This is a genomic window from Pseudomonas sp. 86_A (assembly GCF_017491705.1).
Taxonomy (GTDB): Bacteria; Pseudomonadota; Gammaproteobacteria; order Pseudomonadales; family Pseudomonadaceae; genus Aquipseudomonas; species Aquipseudomonas koreensis.
Map to the genome: position 1 here is coordinate 74,469 of NZ_JAFGYS010000001.1, position 18,723 is coordinate 93,191.

General features: G+C 56.2%; 9 protein-coding genes. 2 read left to right on the forward strand and 7 right to left on the reverse strand.

The features are described 5' to 3' along the window. A partial coding sequence (locus tag J5M57_RS00345; RefSeq protein WP_207871945.1) for a cytosine permease occupies positions 1 to 1,356 on the reverse strand: 1,356 nt, incomplete at its 3' end. A 324-nt stretch (positions 1,357 to 1,680) separates the two neighbouring features. On the opposite strand from J5M57_RS00345, the gene J5M57_RS00350 reads away from it, so the two are divergent. Then, on the forward strand, positions 1,681 to 2,166 hold the full coding sequence (locus J5M57_RS00350; RefSeq protein WP_166497360.1) for a flavin reductase family protein: 486 nt from the start codon (positions 1,681 to 1,683) through the stop codon (positions 2,164 to 2,166). A 139-nt stretch (positions 2,167 to 2,305) separates the two neighbouring features. Then, the gene (locus tag J5M57_RS00355; RefSeq protein WP_169841443.1) at positions 2,306 to 3,349 is read left to right on the forward strand and encodes an LLM class flavin-dependent oxidoreductase; all 1,044 of its coding nucleotides are present in this window, start codon (positions 2,306 to 2,308) and stop codon (positions 3,347 to 3,349) included. Between the two features lie 92 nt (positions 3,350 to 3,441). Here J5M57_RS00355 and J5M57_RS00360 read toward each other — a convergent pair whose 3' ends face one another. From J5M57_RS00360 to J5M57_RS00385, 6 genes are all read right to left on the reverse strand, one after another. Beyond that, a complete protein-coding gene (locus J5M57_RS00360) occupies positions 3,442 to 3,681 on the reverse strand; it encodes a hypothetical protein (RefSeq protein WP_169841442.1) in 240 nt (79 codons plus the stop codon). Positions 3,682 to 4,087: 406 nt separating this feature from the next. Continuing rightward, positions 4,088 to 4,483, reverse strand: a complete 396-nt coding sequence (locus tag J5M57_RS00365) for a hypothetical protein (RefSeq protein WP_169841441.1) — start codon at positions 4,481 to 4,483, stop codon at positions 4,088 to 4,090. Positions 4,484 to 4,568: 85 nt separating this feature from the next. After that, positions 4,569 to 5,051, reverse strand: a complete 483-nt coding sequence (locus J5M57_RS00370) for a hypothetical protein (RefSeq protein ID WP_169841440.1) — start codon at positions 5,049 to 5,051, stop codon at positions 4,569 to 4,571. A gap of 462 nt (positions 5,052 to 5,513) precedes the next feature. Then, positions 5,514 to 6,176 (reverse strand): hypothetical protein, encoded by a 663-nt coding sequence (locus J5M57_RS00375; RefSeq protein WP_243435274.1) that lies wholly within the window; start codon positions 6,174 to 6,176, stop codon positions 5,514 to 5,516. A 235-nt stretch (positions 6,177 to 6,411) separates the two neighbouring features. Then, on the reverse strand, positions 6,412 to 6,681 hold the full coding sequence (locus J5M57_RS00380) for a hypothetical protein (RefSeq protein WP_169841439.1): 270 nt from the start codon (positions 6,679 to 6,681) through the stop codon (positions 6,412 to 6,414). Next, on the reverse strand, positions 6,662 to 18,715 hold the full coding sequence (locus J5M57_RS00385) for a filamentous hemagglutinin N-terminal domain-containing protein (protein ID WP_207849757.1): 12,054 nt from the start codon (positions 18,713 to 18,715) through the stop codon (positions 6,662 to 6,664). The genes J5M57_RS00380 and J5M57_RS00385 overlap by 20 nt, the downstream gene beginning before the upstream one ends. Positions 18,716 to 18,723 lie beyond the last annotated feature (8 nt).

The window sequence follows — 18,723 nt, forward strand, 5'->3', positions numbered from 1 at the left end:
TGTGGCGAGGCAGTAATACAACGGCACCGTCACCACAAGGCCGAACAGCCACGACAGGTCCGCGCCGTCCACCAGATTCGCGTAAGGCCCGACGTACAGCGAGGTGTTGGCGAACGGCAACTGGACGATGATCCCGATGAAGTAGGCAGTGATCGCGTGCAGATTGAAGCGTCCGTAAATGCCACCGTCCGCACGGAAGATCGAAGTGATGTCATAGCTGCCGCGCTTGATCAGGTAGAAGTCGATCAGGTTGATTGACGCCCACGGCACCAGCACCAGCAGCAACGCCAGAATCAGCCCGATGAACTGGAAGATGAAATCCGCCGAGGCACCCAGCGCCACCACACAGCACCCCGCCAGCACCACGCTCGACAACACCACGCGCACCTTGATGCTCGGCGTCCACTGACTGGCAAACGTCTGAATCGAGGTGATGATCGACAGCACCGCGCCGTACAGATTCAGCGCGTTGTGGCTGATGATGTTGAGCAGAAACAACACCATCAGAATCGGCCCGAGCCAACCGGTGGATTGCTTGACCGCCGCCATCGCCTCGGTGCCTTCCGGCGTCGCCAACACCGCCACTGCACCGAAGCTGAACGACAGAATCGTGCCCAGCGTCGCGCCCAGATAAGTGGCCCAGAACGGTTTGGCAATGCCGATATCCGCCGGCAGATAACGTGAATAGTCGGACACGTACGGCGAGAAGCTGATCTGCCAGATGATCCCCAGCGACACCGTTGCCAGCCAGCCCGACAGGTTGAAGCTGCCGCGCGTCAGGAAGTCTGCCGGCAAGTCGTGGGCGAAGATGTAGATGAAACCGGCGAGCAGCGCGCTGCCCATCACCCAGGTGCCAATGCGGTTCAGTGTATGGATGAAGTTGTAGCCGATCACACCAATTGCCGTGGCCGCCAGTGCGCCGATCAAAATGCTCAGCGGTGCCGGCACCGACGGCGCAATACCGACAATCGACTTACCGGCAAGCACGATGTTGGAAATGAAGAAACCGATGTAGATCAGCGCGGCAAAAAACACGATCAGCAGCGCGCCGTATCGACCAAACTGACCACGACTCTGGACCATTTGCGGAATGCCCATGCGCGGACCTTGTGCCGACGCCAGAGCAATCACCACGCCGCCGATCAGATGCCCCAGCGCAATCGCCAGCAACCCCCAGAGCAAATCAAGATGGAACACCTGAACCACCATGGCGCCAGTGACGATGGGCAGTGGCGCGATGTTGGTGCTGAACCATAAGGTGAAAAGGTCGCGGGCCTTCCCGTGGCGTTCCGTGAGTGGGACATAGTCGACCGTGTGATTCTCGATCAACGGATCTTGCCGGGACATCTGGGACATATGCATGAACTCGAGTTTGTCTGTTCTTATCTTTGTATGAAGCCAAACCGGGGGGACTCTGCGGCCGCCCCTCAGATGCAGACCATATTATGGTATTCCAAACTTTTCACAAGACTGATCCGTAGTTTACGGCGCCAACTGATACGCCATCCTCACGGATACCGTGGCCTGCAGGCCAGCCGAAAGCCCAATAAACGCTGAGTTTCCGACGAAAGCACCACGTTTATCGGTTCAGCCGAAAAGCCCTTGCAAAGAAAAAATACTGGTATACCATCAGACCAACAAATACATAAAAATCGCATCACAACACCCGAGGACCGTCCAATGATCGATGCTGCCATCTACAAACAAGTCATGGGCTCGTTTCCGTCCGGTGTCACTGTCATCACCACACTGGACGATGACGGCCAGATCGTCGGCCTCACCGCCAGCGCCTTCAGTTCACTGTCGATGGACCCGGCCCTGGTGCTGTTCTGCCCCAACTACAGTTCCGACTCCTATCCCGTGCTGATCAAGAACAAACGCTTCGCGATCCACGTCCTGTCCGGCGGCCAGCAAAGCGAAGCCTACGCTTTCGCGCGCAAAGGCAAGGACAAAGCGCAAGGCATCGAGTGGACATTGAGCGAGCTGGGCAACCCGATCCTGGCCAATGCGACGGCTATCATCGAGTGTGAGTTGTGGCGCGAATACGAAGGCGGCGACCACGCGATCATGGTCGGCGCGGTGAAGAATCTGATCGTTCCGGAGCAGCACGCCGGGCCGCTGGTGTATTGCCACGGCAAGATGGGCGCCCTGCCCGTTCTGGCCTGAATGGAATAACTGTAGGAGTGAGCCTGCTCGCGATAGCGGTTGATCAGATGTCGATGTGTTTGCTGACACACCGCTATCGCGAGCAGGCTCACGCCGACAAGTTTTGTAGCCTCAACAATAAAAGATCCGAGGAAGCGTCATGAAATTTTCCCTGTTCATCCACATGGAACGCTGGGACGAAAGCGTCAGCCACCGCCAACTGTTCGAAGACCTGACCGAACTGACCCTGATGGCCGAGGCCGGCGGTTTCAGCACCGTGTGGATCGGCGAACACCACGCGATGGAATACACCATCTCGCCAAGCCCGATGCCGCTGCTGGCCTACCTCGCCGCCAAAACCACCACCATTCACCTCGGCGCCGGCACCATCATCGCGCCGTTCTGGCACCCGCTGCGGGTGGCCGGTGAATGCGCCCTGCTCGACGTCATCAGTAACGGTCGTATGGAAGTCGGCTTGGCGCGTGGCGCCTACCAGGTCGAATTTGATCGCATGGCCGGCGGCATGCCCGCCTCCAGCGGCGGCCAGGCCCTGCGCGAAATGGTCCCGGTAGTCCGCGCCCTGTGGCAAGGCGACTACGCCCACGACGGCGACATCTGGAAATTCCCCACCTCCACCAGCGTGCCGAAACCGATTCAGAAACCCAACCCACCGATGTGGATCGCCGCCCGCGACCCGGATTCGCACAACTTCGCCGTGGCCAACGGCTGCAACGTGATGGTCACGCCACTGATGAAAGGCGACGAAGAAGTCGTCGACCTGAAGAACAAATTCCAGAACGCCCTGGATAACAACCCCGACGTCCCGCGTCCGCAATTGATGGTGCTGCGTCACACCCACGTGCACACCGCTGATGACCCGGACGGATGGAAAGTCGGCGCCAAAGCCATCTCGCGTTTCTACCGTACGTTCGATGCGTGGTTCGGCAACAAGCAAACCCCGGTCAACGGCTTCCTTGCCCCGAGCCCGGAAGAGAAATTTGCCGGACGTCCGGAGTTTGAACTGGAGAGCCTGCACAAGACCGCGATGATTGGTACGCCGGAGGAGATCATTCCGCGCATCAAGTACTACCAGGAACTGGGGGTGGATGAGTTCAGTTTCTGGTGTGACAACAGTTTGCCGCATGACGAGAAGAAGAAGTCCTTGGAGTTGTTTATCAGGGATGTGGTGCCGGCGTTTCGGTGAGGTGACTTGTAAAAAACCGGGCATCAGCCCGGTTTTTTGATTGGTGTCTCCGAAATAGTTCGAATATCAAAGGAAATTTTGAAATCAACAATTCAATACTGGTAATCCGCAAAGAAAAATATCGCATACAAAAAGAAGGCAAAAATTGCCAATGCCGCCCGCCCGGCGGGGTCAGCATCTCTGCCTAATCCACCAGGTGCAATGGCAACCGTTGCCCCTCTTAAATAGTTATAAACACCTTGAGCAAACCATAACTGAACAGCGAATATTGTAAAAAAACGCCCCCAGCTGCCATTGAACTGAAAGTAGCCATTGAGTAGTGCTGCGAGCAATAGCCCCCCCCACCCAATCACGGAATTTGAATAGCCAGCTGATTATTGATTTACTTGTTATAGGCATCGACAGTTCCTTTAACGATATTATCCCAAACGTCCTGCGTACCCGAAAAAATTGGAAACTCTACCTGCGGTCACGGGCGATAGCCCTTTGATTTGAAAGGTAAAAATGGTCACAGGTACAGGCAACCTGGGTCAGACTACATTTTCGGAGTGCGTTCTAAACGTGGTCTGTCCCCATTTACCGCTCAAACCCACCTCCACCCCCCGGCCAAACGTATACTCAACATACTCCTCAGTCTCTGCAGCTCTATCCATCTCTATATAAAATGCCATATCAATTACTCGCCTCAACAACTGAACAATAAATAGGCCCAAAACAAATTAATACCCCCACTTAACTCTATCCCAAACAAGCTTTATATTTCAGCAAAACCGAATGACAGGAAAGAACAGCGTCGTCTACGTCATGTAAAACACAAGGCCAAGCTTTGGCAAATCTCAAAAAAACCTTCAAGTACATTAATTTGGCATGCTCAGTATGATCAAGATTAATCTCCACCATTACCTGCGGCACGTCCCCCAAGACATCCTGCCATTCTTGACGATCATCGGAATCATAAAATCCTTCAATAACATCCTTTGAATGCAGAGCCAACCAAATATCTGAATCACCCTCACTGATGCTGCCCCGATGAGGTATGCCGGAACTTACATACCCACCACTGGACAATATGATTTCTTTAAAGTCTTCTACGGTCAATTGCGCTGATGAAAAAATCGTTGCCGACAAGGACATGATTACTCCCCCCCAAAAAACAAATCAGTCCCACTTTCTCTCCTTCTTGCTAACAATGCCTGATCCATCCCAACTCCTGACTGAGTTATCCACGATTTACGTCTGTAACAAGACAGATTCTACAGGGCAAGAAAAAATACGCAGTCATCCAGCAAGTCGTCATGGCGGCAGCAAAAAGCACGATCAGCCCCAAGGCATAATCAGGGTAACTGGCCCCGTCGACATCTCGCACGACAGCAACAATAAACGGCGCCACCCAAAGCGTGGCAATGCCTGCACCTGCGAGAGAAATCATCGTGCAGTTGCGCCGTGTTCTTTCGATTTTCATCCATGCAATCAGCGACGCAAAAAGCAGAAACGGCACGAGATACACCAATAGCGCCAAAAATGGAGCGAGGAGCGGCATCACCATCAACTCCGGCCCGACCTCGCCGATCAGCCGTGGATTCATGGCCAGATGCGCAATCGCTGCAATCGTCTTGACGATCCCGGCGATAAAGCCTGGGACCATTGGGCACAAAAGAAACGCCCAGAACACTTTCAGGCGCGGGTAACGCGATTTATTCACAGGAAAAACCTCCGTCCATGGACACGCGGGGCGCGGGTCACTTGATCATGCCTACCTTTCGCTTTTCCTGATAGATGAGCAGAACAGCGCCCAAGCATTCAACCCTGCCGAAAACAGAACCTCGCCGACAGCGCAGCACCTGCATACAAGTGGCCGCGTTCGATTGCGCGAATAGTGAATCCTGCTTTCAAAGTCCCTCCCGAACGCCCACTCAAGCAAGGAGTTTCCATGAGGAAGGAAAACGGAGGAAAACGGGGACAGACCACATTTTCCGATTGCTTTCTAAACGTGGTCTGTCCCCATTTCCCTTTATTTCCTGGCACGCATCATAGTAAGAAAAAGCTTTCATTTCTAAATATCTAGAGGTACCTGCCCACCGCACATAAGAGGGGTAGAACGCGTATTCGAAGTATTTTTATAAACGTGATCCGCCGCATTAATTTTTGGAGACCACAACTATAACTACAACTGCCAGAATGTCAGACAAACGCCATATTCATCGAGAAGATCGTCAGCAATTTCAAACTGAAACACCTTGTCTGGAAAGCAATCTGATAATACGCGTTTCCAATATCCAGAGAGCTGCTCGGCAAACAAGTGACAAAGACGATAGTCTTCTTCCGACAGACCCACCTTAAACACGGGGCGGTCCGGCGCTTCTTCCCATTTTGAAAAGAACTGATTTATTGAAAAATTATTTCTGTATCGCTCAACGTCTCTACGCAATTCACTTTTTTCCAACACGCCAGCTTCTATCTCGACCAGCCCCTTCAAAGAAAACTTTTGCGTGTCGAACTGCTCAGCGTTAGGCAACCAAAAAACATGGCCTTCAAACTCAATAAAATCAGGAGAAAGCAAACCTAGAACAGAAATGGTTTGCTCCAACGAAACAAGATTTCCTGCATACGAAAAAAACTCCCCGGAACCGATATCCGAAGCAAATAAATTCAATGACTCCTTAGCAATATTACCCCTAAAAATTTTCATCACTTCAACCCCTAAGCTATCCAGAACCGCCTGAGGAACGCTTCCCTCAAAAGCTTTTGTACCATTTCCCTTCCTGGGGAAATAGGTTCCATTCAGTGCCTGGTTCCATTCGAGCAGCTTAATCCGAGAACTCAGCAAATCGTACAGCGCGCGGTCCTAGACGATTAACGGACGATTAACGGGGACAGACCACATTTCCGGAGTATTTCTAAACGTGGTATATCCCCATTTACCTTTTTAAAAAATAAATCCGTCACCTTTAATCTATACGCTCCGCATCAACTAGGGTAAATGGGGACACAAAAAATCGAAAAATGGGAATAGATCTATTTTTTCAAATCTGTCACCTTTATTTCATCTTGAGTCTACCCCCTTAAACTTTATAACCCGCAGACCTCAGCAAAATAAGCACAACCTCATCAAATTTTTCATCAGACATGCCCCTAATCGACCTGATGCTTTTCCAGTGCCATATCGCTGGCAGGACTTTACTATCCAAGCGATCAAACTCCTCTAGAAAGATATTAGCCAATTCATATTTATCTAAATCCGGATCAGTCTCCAACATCATATTCAGCACCAAACTGGGAGATTGCCCCTCCAGGATTCTTGCCAAAAAGCTTCTATTTTCCGAAAGTGACATAAGTAATCCCGCCAATTATTTCAATTTTTTCAACTTTCGTATAGCCATACTTCTGAGATAGCTTTCCAGTCCAAGTATTCAAAGCAGCATTCTCTTTTGACATCCCGCTGGCGATATTCTGTAAATATTGAGTAACGTTGACGCTATCAGTTCCTTCAACCCAAGCACCACGGATCTTATTGACTTGGACGCCTTCGTTGCTGAGGCGTTGCATTGCGCTAGCAAACATATCAGTACCCGATGCATCGTAAAAAGGATGGTCCTTTGCTGCGCGAACTTCAAATCCAAGTACACCTGTTTTATCCACATCGACGACCAAACCGGCAACACCTTCAGGATTGCCATATTTGAGAGTAGTCGATCCATTGTTGCGACTAATCACAAAATCATTGGTAACGTCAACTTTTGGAATAGGCGGATCAATTTTTTCCCCTCCTACTTTTGTGCTACCCGATGTATCGACAACATCTGCGCCGACACCTCGAGGCTCTGTACTCGTATATCTCTGCCAATCCGGATGATAGGGATCCTTTTTCATTTCATCCGAGATTTTTGTTATCGCACCCGTTTGTGTATCCGACGTTTTTTTCAGGATATTCGAAAGTAGGGCATCCGCCTCTTTCGCTTTACCAGCCTTCAGAAGCTCTTCTACCTTTTTGATCCCCTGCGTAACGTCAGAAGCATATTTCTCAACCGGGATAATATTCACTGCGGCAAGGATGTAATCCCAGACACTTTCTGCTTCGTAAAACCCCTTCCCTGACCCTATGTAAGGAAGATGATCCGTGAGGATATCCATGAGCTTATTAGCAATGCTGGTGGATAGCATACGATCAACATCATTATTCATCAAACCGATGCTGTGCAGTTCGCCATCGATGGAATACCTCCACAAATCAGGATCTTGCATCGCAGCCTGAAACTGCTCTTTCGCTTCTGGAGTGTTACGGTGCCGCAAGAGGTCAAGCTCAGCTTTCTTCGACTCAATACGCAGAGTTCTGCAAGCTGGACTGCTCATGTCCGCCTCGCAAGCCGAGTGCAGGGCTTTATCCCTCTCTACATCCAATCTGTTGAGTTCATCTTTTCTCGCGCACGCATCGGCGTTGCCGTCATTACACGCTCGCTCAGCCTCAAATCTCTCGGTATTTTCAGTGTGATTCAAAAAATTGTATTGAGTTGCGTTAGTGGTAATCCATGTCGTTTGTTGCAAAGTGGTGGCATCCGTCTTATCCAGGGCTGTAGCCGCCAAAACCCCAACAATCTGTGACCCCATGAGCAATAGATCAGGATTACCTTTGAACCATTTGTTCATCTCGACAACGAGCGCCTCGTTCGCGCCTGCCGCCAACGCACCAGTCGCAAAATCCCCGCCCGTCATTTCAGACAGCAACCCACCCACTGCAGCATGGATAATGACTTTGCTCGCTGAGCCATCATCAACAACGCCTTGTGTGAGATCACCCACGAGGTTGAAGCTGTACGCAGCCACAGTATTGAAGAGCGCGGTTTGCAGAAGATCCCCAACTTTTGCATCTCCTCCCACGACCTTGGTCACAAGCGCAGAAGTACCTCCTTGAATGATCTGGCTCCCCGCGAACTTGCTTACACCCTCCCATGTCGCCAACGACGGACCGGCATACTTACCATTCTCAAACTTCACGCCGGTGAGTTTGTTCAAGTATTGAGCCATTAACCCGGCCGTCAGTCCGGAAATAACATAACCCTGCAGTGCATCAGACGAAGTAACGTCCGCGAACACAGCCCCAAGATTTCCACCGTTATTGATGAAGCTGGTGGTTGCATTCGTGGCGGCTCCAGTCGCCACAGCAGCAAAAGTTGCGGCCCAGAAAGTCCCCATCCCACTCAAGGCTGTCAGCGCTGCCGGTCCAACCACAGCGGCCATGACGATCGCGACGATCATCTGAGAGGCTGGACCTAATCCCGAGTTTTCGTACTTGAACGACTCGTGAATTTCCTTCACCAACCGCCAATCAACATCACCCCGCGCTTCAGCATCTTTCAGCCACGCCAGTTGCGGGTCAGCCTTGACCATCGTGTCAATGGTCTGGCTGACCGATTGCTGGTTCACATCCTTGATGTCGATCTTCAGACCATCCACGGCCTTGATCACGATGCTGCCGTTGGCAATCATCTGGGTCTGACGCAGGGTTTCGTCGGTGTTGCCGCGACCTTTGGCAGATACCCACGCAGCATTGTTGTTGGTCTTGGTGTGGCTCTCGTCATGGAGGTCTTTAACCCCTTCAAACGTAATCGCCCCGCCACTGTCCAGCGTGATGTTGTTACCACTGTCCAGTTTGGCGACCTGATAAAGCTGATCACCTCCGCTCTTGAGCGTAAGATCGCCGCCCGACTTGATCTCGGAGCCGATGTACTTGATGTCCCTTACCTCGTCCCGCTTCATTTTGAGCTTGCCGAAGCTCCCCTTTTTCTTCTTGTCATAGAGCGAGTAATCAGAATCCTGCGCAGCAAGAATTTCCAGATTATCGCCAGCCACCAGATAGGCTTCATCTCCAGCAGTCACGCGACTGGAAACCACACTCAAATCTTTACCGGCGTCCAGCCTGACGTCACCGCCGGCTGAAATACCGGACATGACCTGGCTGACATGGTCTTCCTGGACGGTGAGTTTCTTGCTCTTGGATAGCGAGTGCTCCTCATCTGCCGCCGATGTGATCAACAGATCTCCGGTTGCCTTGATGGCAACGTCGCGCTTGGCGTCAATCTGACTCGCGATAACACTGATATCGCGTTTGGCATCAGCCTTGAAGTCACGCCCAGCATCAATGTCAGCGCCCAGTTGGGTGATGTCGCTGCTGTTGTGCCGATCGTCATGGAACACACTGTTGGTGACTTGCACCGACGACACGTTAATGTCGCGCCCGGCGTTCAGGACCATGTCCTGGCCGCTTTTCATCACGCCACCGGTGATGTTGATGTCGTTGGCCGCTTTGACGGTCAGGTCATTGACCGCTTCGATCCGCGCCGCGTTATCGGCATAGTCATGATGCTGGGTGCCGAAGCGGGTGCTGTTGTCGGACGAGGTGATGGTGCGTTCGTTGATCACATCCCCGGTGCGAGTGGTCAGGCTTACATCCCGCCCGGTGATAATCCCGCCAGACTTGTTGACGATATTGTTGGTCGCCAACAGATCCAGCCGGTTACCAGCCTCGATCACTCCACTGTTGACCAGATCCTTGCCCGCCGTCGCCGACAGATTATTCGTTGCCTTCAACGTGCCGACGTTATCCAGGTTTTCACCGGCAATCAGCGTCACATCATTACCGGCAATCAACGCCCCGGTCGGGCCGAGGCGGCCATTGGCCTGCGCCAGATAAACCACCGGCACCAGGACTTTTTCGCCATTCACTTCGTGTTCTTCGAGCCAGACGATGTCGTGGGTCAGCGCGGCGACTTGCTGCGAGGTGAGGCCGACGCCTACCGACAGGTTGAGTGCGTCCTTGCTGGCGATGGCGTTGTTCATCAGGTACTTGAACATGCCCTCGTTGGAGGTCTGGCCATCAATGAATGCCTGGCCGGTGCGTGCGGTCACGGCTTGCTGGATCAGGCGTTGTTCGTAGAGGCCTTCGCCGAGACGCTTGGCGCTCTGGTCGGGGTCGTAGCCGAGTTTTTCCAGCAAGTAGTCGGAGCTCATGAACGACTTGAGGTCGGTCAGCACCGGGTTGGTTTCGATCAGGTATTTGTGCGCGTTGGACGGCGCCTTGGTGTCCGGCAGACCGGTGACGCGGGTCACCGGGCGGGTGTCGATCGACTCCATGGCGTCGTTGCCACGGTCTTTCATGCCCGGGCCGGCGGGTTTCACCGGCACGTTGACGTCGACCGTGCTGGCCACGGCCTGCACGATGCTCGGGGTGCGGTGGAACGTATCTACTGCGCGTGTGCTGTCGGAGACTGCGGGCGGCGCGTCAATCAAAAGATTACGCGGGCCGCCGCTGCTGCCGGCTACGACGTGAGCTTCCGTGGCGACGGTTTGCCCACCCACGGTCCAGGTCGGCGCAGGGCCGGTCGTGGCGACCGGCGCGGTATCAGCGGCGCCCTGCCCGCTCAGGCGGAACAGACCGTTTTCCCCGGTTGGCAGGGAGAAGCCTGGCAGGGAAAGTGGGTTTACCTGCTGCTGGGCGAGGTCCGGCGGCAGTTGGCTGTTGATGCGAATAACGGTAGTGCCGGTGTTGCCGACGTTGGTGTTGCCGACCTTGTTGGTGCCTCCGGTCGAGCCGTAGTCTTGGTGGATAACGCTGTTTTCCAGTTCCTTGGCAGCCGTGATCGAAACATTACCACCCGCCTGGATGACTGCATTGCGGCCAGTGTTGGTGCTGGCGGCACCGGTGCTGTCCACGGCGACTTCAGTGACAGACTCCGGTTTGTACTGGGTCAACTGGCCAGGCAGTTCAACCAGATTGTTCGGGTCGTACAGGGAGGGGGTTGTGGTTTCAAAGCCGTAGTTCAGACCTGGTATCGCATTGCCCCATCCACGCAGCTTACTGACGACCGCGCCGGTTTCGCTGTCCTTGAGTGTTACAACGTCAAACCACTCGCCGTCGCGCCCCCCTTCTCTGATACTCGTGGACTTGGGAACGGCCTTACGTATGCTGCCTCCCGCTCCGATGTAATAAACAAACGGAAAATCAGGGTTATTGCGCTGGTTATAAGGCACCACGGCACTGTCAAAGAACCGCTTGGTACCACCGTCAGTCATGCTGAGTACGTAAGTACTTGTGCGTTCGATGGTGCCGCTTTTCGCCCCGATGTTTTTGAGATTGTCAGCGGTGATATTGATATTGCCACCAGCAGCGACGGTGCTTTTGCTATTGAGAAACGTACCGCCCTGGAAAACAAAATCCTTGCCGACATTGAGCACTGCCGAGGCGCTGCTATCAGTGTCCGTACTTTGATAAAACTCTTTGGCCATCAGCGTGAAGACGTAATTGTCACCCTGGCAGTCATTACAAATATTGGCGATATAACCCGAGATCAATTTGCGGTCACCCGACATCACCGGGCCTTCCGTACGGTTCTCGAAAACATCGGCATTGATCTCGAACCCGCCACCGCTCTCCATCGAACCGGAGATGTTGTAGACCCCCGCAGCCCGCGCGGCGCCGCCGTAACCCTTGATCGTCACATTCCCCAACCCGTAGAAGTCACCGTTCTGGTTGGTCAGGTTGCCGACACTTAGCGTCATGTCATTGCCGCTGAAAATCAGCCCACGATCATTGAGCAGTGAAGGCGTGTTGATGTTCAGGTTCTGCGCGGCACCCAGGGTGCCGTAGTTGGTCACGCTGCCGGCATTGACGGTCAGGTCTTCACTGGAGGTGATGCGCCCGGAATTGATGAGTGCCCCGCCCACACTGATGGTCGAGGTCGCACCCGCCGCAAAACTGCCGCCCGCGCCGATGTTCATCTGTGCAGCGGAGAGGTAAGTCCCGCGCTGGCTCGACAGTCGGCCATTACCTCTGTAGCCACCGCTCAATTGCATGTCGATCAAGCCATCACTGGCGATCAAGCCGTCGTTGGTCCAGTTACCGCCACGCACCTGCAACACATCCGAGGCCAGCAGCTTGCCGCTGGCACTCTGGCTGAACTGTCGAACATTGACGTTCAACCGCCCGGCCTGAATCACGCTGGAGTTGTTCCAGGTATCGGCATTGAGTTCCAGCAGCCCACCGGTGGTGATGCTGCCACCCGCACCGATCACATTGGCCGTGGAAATTTCGAACTTGCCGCGGCCGACGTGGTTGAGCTGCCCGCCGTCATTGAGGAAGCTGCCGACGCTGACGGTCATGTCGGTGTTGGCGGTTTCCAGCACGCCGTTGCGGTTGTCGAGTTGGCCGCCGATCTGGAAGTCGGTCTTGCCCCAGTTGCCCAGCGAACGCAGGCGGCCATTCTGGTTGTTGACGCTGGCCGCTTTGACGCTGAGTTGCGTGTTGCTTTCGATGACGCCCGCGACGTTGCTCAGTGCGCCGCTAAGGCCGAAGTCGATGCGCTCGCCGGCAATCTGCCCGGCGCCGTTGTCCAGGCTGGTGCCGCTGACGCTCACCAGACCTTTGGCATAAAGCACACCGTTGCGGTTATCGAATCCCGCTGTGGTGATGTTCGCATCTGTCGCTTGCGCGGAGATTCGTCCGCCGTTGTTGTCCAGCCCCGCCAATGCCGTCAGCTTCAGACCCTGCGCCTGAATAATGCCGCCCTGACGGTTGTTGTTGAGGTCGTAGCCATTGCGCAGCACCCCCACCGTACGCGCTTCGAGCGCACCCTTGATGCTGGACAGGATGCCGCCGCGGTTATCGATGTTGGCGGCGTTGACGCTCACATCACCGTTTTGCGCGATGACTTTGCCGCTCTGGTTATCGAGGTCGCCGTTGACATCCAGGGTCAGGCCGTTTTCACTTTGCAGCGCGCCTTTGCCGTTATTCAGGCTCGCCGCCTTCAGTTGCAGGGCGGCGTTCTGGCTGTAGATCAAGCCGTCAGCGTTGTTGCGTACCGCGCCGCTGGCGGTGATCTGCAACAGATCCCTGGCGGCGATGGTGCCCTTGTTGCTGTTGTCCAGCGACCCGGTCGAAAGCTCCAGATTCTTCTGGCTGGCGATCTGGCCGTTCTGGTTGCTCAGGTCGGTCACGCCCTTGATCAGCACGGGTCCCGCGCCAGCCAGTCGGCCAGCGTTGTTGTTGAGGTCGCCGCTGAGGTTGAGGGTGATCGCGTCGTTGCTGGCGATCTGGCCGCCACTGTTGTCCAGTCGCGAAACCGTGGCGGTGATTGCTTGCTGCGCATTGATCGCGCCGCCGACGTTGGTCAGCGCCATGCTGACCAGATCCAGCGCCGCATCACTGGCGATCAAACCGCCCTGATTGTTATTGAGCGCACCACTCAGCGTCAGGCTCTGCCCTGCTCCGCTGCTCAGAATGCCTTTGTTGCTGTTATCGAGGCTGCCGGCCTTAACCGTCAGGCTGCCATCGGCAACCAGTGCGCCGGCACCGCTGTTGAGCAACGCGTCTTTGAGATCGACCGCGACATCGCCGAGCTTGCTGGAAAGTGTGCCGCTGTCGCGGTTGTCGAGGCTGTCGCCGCTGACACTCAATCCCTGCCAGCCGGACAGCAAGCCCTTCTGGTTGGTAAGCGAGGTGCCACGCAGCAACAGTTTTTCGCCGCTGATCAACTTGCCGGCGCTGTTGTTCACGGCCCGGGCGATGACGTCAAAACTCAGATTGCTGGAGATCTCGCCGCGCTGGTTATTCAGGTCGCGCAGACGCTTGAGGGTCAGCGGGCCTTTGGCGGTGAGCAGACCGTTCTGGTTGTCGAGATCACCGTTAGCCAGGTCCAGCGTAACGGCTTGGTCGCCCAACAGGCGTCCACCGTTCTGGGTCAACGAAGTCAGGGTGAGACCGATGTCACCGGCCGCGGAGACTTCACCGCCATTACTGGAATCCAGACCGGTCGCGGTCAGTGTCAGGTTGCCCTTGCTGTTGATCAAACCCTTGTCGCGGTTGTTCAGCGCCATCGCATTGAGCGTGACCGCGCTGACACCCAGCAGTGTGCCGCTCTGGTTGTTCAGGTCGGCGCTGCTGATGTTCAGCGCCTGTGCGGCACTGATCAAACCGCTCGCATCGTTGCGCAGCAGGCCATCGACCGTGAGTTCAAGATCGCCACGGCTGACCAGGCTGCCGCCGCTGTTGTTCAGGCTGCCAGCCCGCACATCGATCGACGCCGCGCCGATCAGGCCTTTGACGTTGTCCAGCGCGTTGGCGATGCGCACAGTCAGGCCTTGATTGCTCAGAAGCTTGCCGTTGCTGTTGTCCAGGCTGTCAGCGCTCAGGATGAACGCTTCAGTGCTGGAGATCGTGCCGCCCTGGTTGTTGACGCCGTTGAGCTGCTTGAGCAATAGCGTGCCGGGCGCACTGATCACGCCGTTGATGTTGTTCAACTGGCCGTGGTTCAGGTCCAGGCTCAGGCGCGTGCTGCTGAGCAGCTTGCCGCCCTGTTGATCGAAGCCCGTCACCGACGCGGTCAGTGCGCCCTGGCTGCCGATGCTGCCGGCATCGCTGTTGGTGACCTGGCCGGCGACGAGATCGAGCGTGTCGGCGCTGCTCAGCGAACCGCTGCTGTTATCGAAGTCACCGGTCGTGACCGTGACCGCGCCTTTGCCGCTGACGGTGCCCTTCTGCCGGTTATCGAGGCCGGTACTTTTCAGCACGAGGGCGCCATCGGTGACGATCCGGCCGCTCTGGTTATCGACGTTGCCGCTGCTGTCGAGGGTCAGATCCGCCGCGCTGGACAGGCTGCCACCGGTGTTGCTCAGTTGCGCAGTATTGACGGTCAGCGCGCCTTCGCTGCTGACTTTGCCGAGCTGGTTGGTGAAGTCGCCGCTGAGGTTCAGCAGCATGTCCTGCTGGCTGAGCAATTCACCGCCGCTGTTGTCCAGCGTACGTCCTTGCAGCTTCAACAACGTGCCCGCATCGATCAGGCCTTTGTTGCGATTGAGCAACTGATCGACCGTGAGCGTCAGTGCCTTGCTGGTGAAGACCTTGCCGCCATCGCTGTTATCGAGTTTTTTGCCGGTAAGCAGCAGATCGCTGTTGGTGGTGATTTCACCGCCACGGTTGTCCAGTTCATCGACCGTCAGGGTCATCGCCTTGGTCGAACCGAGTAGGCCGCCCTGACGGTTGTCGAGGCTGGCGGCGCTCAGTTTGAGCACACCGGTGGCGATCAATTGACCGTCCTGGTTGTTCAGGCTTTTTACCTGAACGGATGCATCGGATTTGCCGGCAATGCTGCCCTGCTGATTGACAAGCGTATCGGCGGTCAGCGTCAGTTCCCCATCAGCGACGAGTGTGCCGGACTGGTTATTCAACGTCTTGTCGGTGGTCAGCACCAGTGGGCCACGACTACTGATCAAGCCATCCTGGTTGTCGAGGCTCACGGAATGGCTGTCGAGTGCCGCCGCAGAAATAACGCCTTTGAGATTATTCAGCGCTTGAGCAATGCGCAGTGTCAGCCCTTGCTGGCTGATCAGCTTGCCGCTGCTGTTGTCCAGGTCATTGGCGGCGAGGGTGAATGCTTGCTGGCTGGAGATCTCGCCGTTCTGGTTGTTCACCCCATTGAGATTTTTCAGCAGCAGTGCGCCGGGGGCGTTGATCAAACCGTTCTGGTTGTTCAACTGACCGTTGTTCAGATCAAGGGTCAGGTTTGCCTTGCTGAACAGCTCGCCACCCTGCTGATCCAGCCCGGTGACCGATACGTCCAGCGCTTGCTGGCTGGCAATCCGGCCAGTGGCGTTGTTGACCTGAGCGGCCTTGAGCGTCAGAGACGCCTCGCTGGTGAGTTTGCCGTCCAAGCTGTTATCGAAGTCGCCGGTATCGACATGACTTGCGCCTTTGGCGCTGATCAAACCTTTCTGGCTGTTATCGAGGTTGGCGCTAGTCAGGGTCAACGTGTTGTCGGTGCCGATCGAACCCGCCCGATTGAGTACCAGGCCACGGCTGGTTATCGACAAGACTCCGGCTGTGCTCAGGCTACCGGCGCTGTTGTCGAGCCGGCCGACAGTGGCCGTCAGCGCGCCCTCGCTGCTGAGAGTGCCTTGCGCGTTGATGAGGGCATCGTCGAGGGTAATCACCAGGCCATTGAGGCTGTTGAAGCGACCGCCGCTGTTATCCAGGCTGCTGCCGGTCAGGGTGGTTGTGCCCTTGGCGCTGATCAGGCCTTTATTCAGGTTGATCAGTTTCGCCACGGTCAGGCCCAGGTCGCTGCCGGCCAATAGCTTGCCGCCGTCGCTGTTGTCCAGGCGCTGGCCCTTGATGTTCAGCAGCAGGCTGCTGGAGAGTTCGCCGTTGCGGTTGTCGATCTCGTCGACCGCCAGGGTCAGCGCTTTTGTGCTGCCGACCAGACCGCCATTGCGGTTGTCGAGGGTCTTGCCGGTCAGGCTCAGGTTGCCCTGAGCGACCAGCGCACCACCCTGCTGTTGCAGCAAGCCGATAGTCGCCGTCAGATCGCTCTGGCTGGAGATCCGACCTGCTGCGTTTTGCACTTCGCCGGCCTTGAGGCCGACCGGGCCGACCGCACTGATCAATCCGCCGCTGTTGTCCAGACGTGTACCGGCGTAAGCGATACCGGCCTTGCCGGTGATCTGGCCCTTGTCGCGGTTGTCCAGGCGGTCGACGTTGAGCGTCAGTTGCTGATCGGCCTGGATCACGCCAGCACGGTTATCCGCGCTATCGCTGCGCAGTGCCAGCGTCGTTTTGCCGATGACTTTGCCGTCGCGGTTGTCGAGGCTGCCGGTTTGCGCATCGATGGCGCCCTTGGCGGTGATCTCGCCTTTGTTGCGGTTGTCGAGTGAGCCGCGCAGACGCACGGTCATGCCGCCGTCACTGACCAGCACACCGCCATCGCGGTTATCCAGGCTGGCCGCCTGCAGACTCAACAACTGGCCGGAGCCGAGCACCCCGTCACGGTTGTCCAGCGCGCCGCTGAGGTCGATATTCAGCCCCAGATCGCCGAGGATCTGACCGCTGCGGTTATTCACCGTTGCCGCGTTGAGCCGGGTGACGCCGCTGCTGGAAATCTCGCCGTTGCGGTTGTCCAGCTGACCGAAACTACCGGTCAGGTTGCCCGAGCTATGGATCACCCCTTGAGTGTTGAATAGCTGATTGGCGGTGACGTTCAGCGTCGCGTTGCCGAGCACGCGCCCCGCATTGCGGTTGTCCAGTGTGCCGGCGTTGACCGTCGCGCTCTGGCCGCTCAGCGTACCGCCCTGGTTGTTCAGGGTTTGTGCGGTGCTGACGGTGAGACTGCGGCTCGCCACCAGACTCTTGCCAGTGTTGTCGAGGTTCTGGGCATTCAGGCTCAAATCACCGCTGGCGTTGCGACTGCCATCGGCGTTGACCCCGGCTTCGATGACGCCGCCGTTGGTCAATTGCCCGCCGGCACTCAGGGATACGCTGTCGCGTGCAGCGAGGGTTTGCCGGTTGCTCAGGTTACCCTGGGTTTGCACGTTCAGCGCCGTGCCGGCGTAAACCGCACCTTGCGCATCGAGACTGGCCGCCTTGACGTTGACCGCGCCGGTCGCCGAGGTCTCGGCGAGGCTCAATTGACCGTTGGCATCGAGCTGGATATCGCCACCGCTGGCGATCAGTTTGCCGTCAAGCTTCACCCCGACCCCGGCCTCGGTACCGACCAGTTTGATTGCCCCGGCATACATGCCGCCGAGTGCCGAGGAGTCGATTGCCAGTTGCGGTTTGGCGCTGCCATCGTCGGCGCGGGCCGTGGCGTTCAGGGTTTGTGCATTGACGTCGTTGCGCCCGGCAACGATGGTCAGGTTCTGTGCCTGCAGTTGCGCGTTGATTTTCGCGCTGCGGGTGATGATTTCGAAGCGGTCAACGTTGCTCGCGTTGAGCCCTGCGCCTTCGATGGCGACACTGCCCTGATCGACCTGGAAGCGATCCAGACGGCCGTTATCCAGCACCGGTTTGCCGGTGCTCAACGTCACGCGCGGTGCGTTGATGAAGCCGCAGCCATTACAGGTGATGCCATACGGGTTGGCGACGATCACTCGCGCCGACTGCCCCGCCACTTCGGTGTAACCGCGCAACTGGCTCGGGTTGGCACTGATGACTTCGTTGAGAATCGTCTGTGCCGCTCCGCTGTATTTCAGGTTCGGGTTGTCAACGATATGCCCGCCCAGTTGCGTGACAGTATTCTGCGTCGAGCCGTTGTTGAGGATCAGCCCCTGCGCGCCGACGTTGTAATCGTGAAACTGGTTATGCGACAGCCCGCTGCCGTTGGGCGTAGCGATGTTGATGATCGGCACGCCATTGCCGGCCCGATCCAGCGAGGTGTTCGGGTTGGCCACCACAATGCCGTCGGCCTGTGCCCACATCGGCTGCCAGAACATGACGTTCGCCAGCAGGAACGCCAGTCCGCGTTTGGGCATGCCCAGGAACGACTCACGGTTTTTCACGGCCGCAGAAGGCTGGCCTGCAAGGAAGGCGAACTGGCGAACATCCATGTCGATGA

Coding starts and splice junctions, on each gene's coding strand:
- J5M57_RS00350 (WP_166497360.1), top strand. CDS start 1,681: ATGATCGATGCTGCCATCTACAAACAAGTCATGGGCTCGTTTCCGTCC.
- J5M57_RS00355 (WP_169841443.1), top strand. CDS start 2,306: ATGAAATTTTCCCTGTTCATCCACATGGAACGCTGGGACGAAAGCGTC.
- J5M57_RS00365 (WP_169841441.1), bottom strand. CDS start 4,483: ATGTCCTTGTCGGCAACGATTTTTTCATCAGCGCAATTGACCGTAGAA.
- J5M57_RS00380 (WP_169841439.1), bottom strand. CDS start 6,681: ATGTCACTTTCGGAAAATAGAAGCTTTTTGGCAAGAATCCTGGAGGGG.
- J5M57_RS00385 (WP_207849757.1), bottom strand. CDS start 18,715: ATGGATGTTCGCCAGTTCGCCTTCCTTGCAGGCCAGCCTTCTGCGGCC.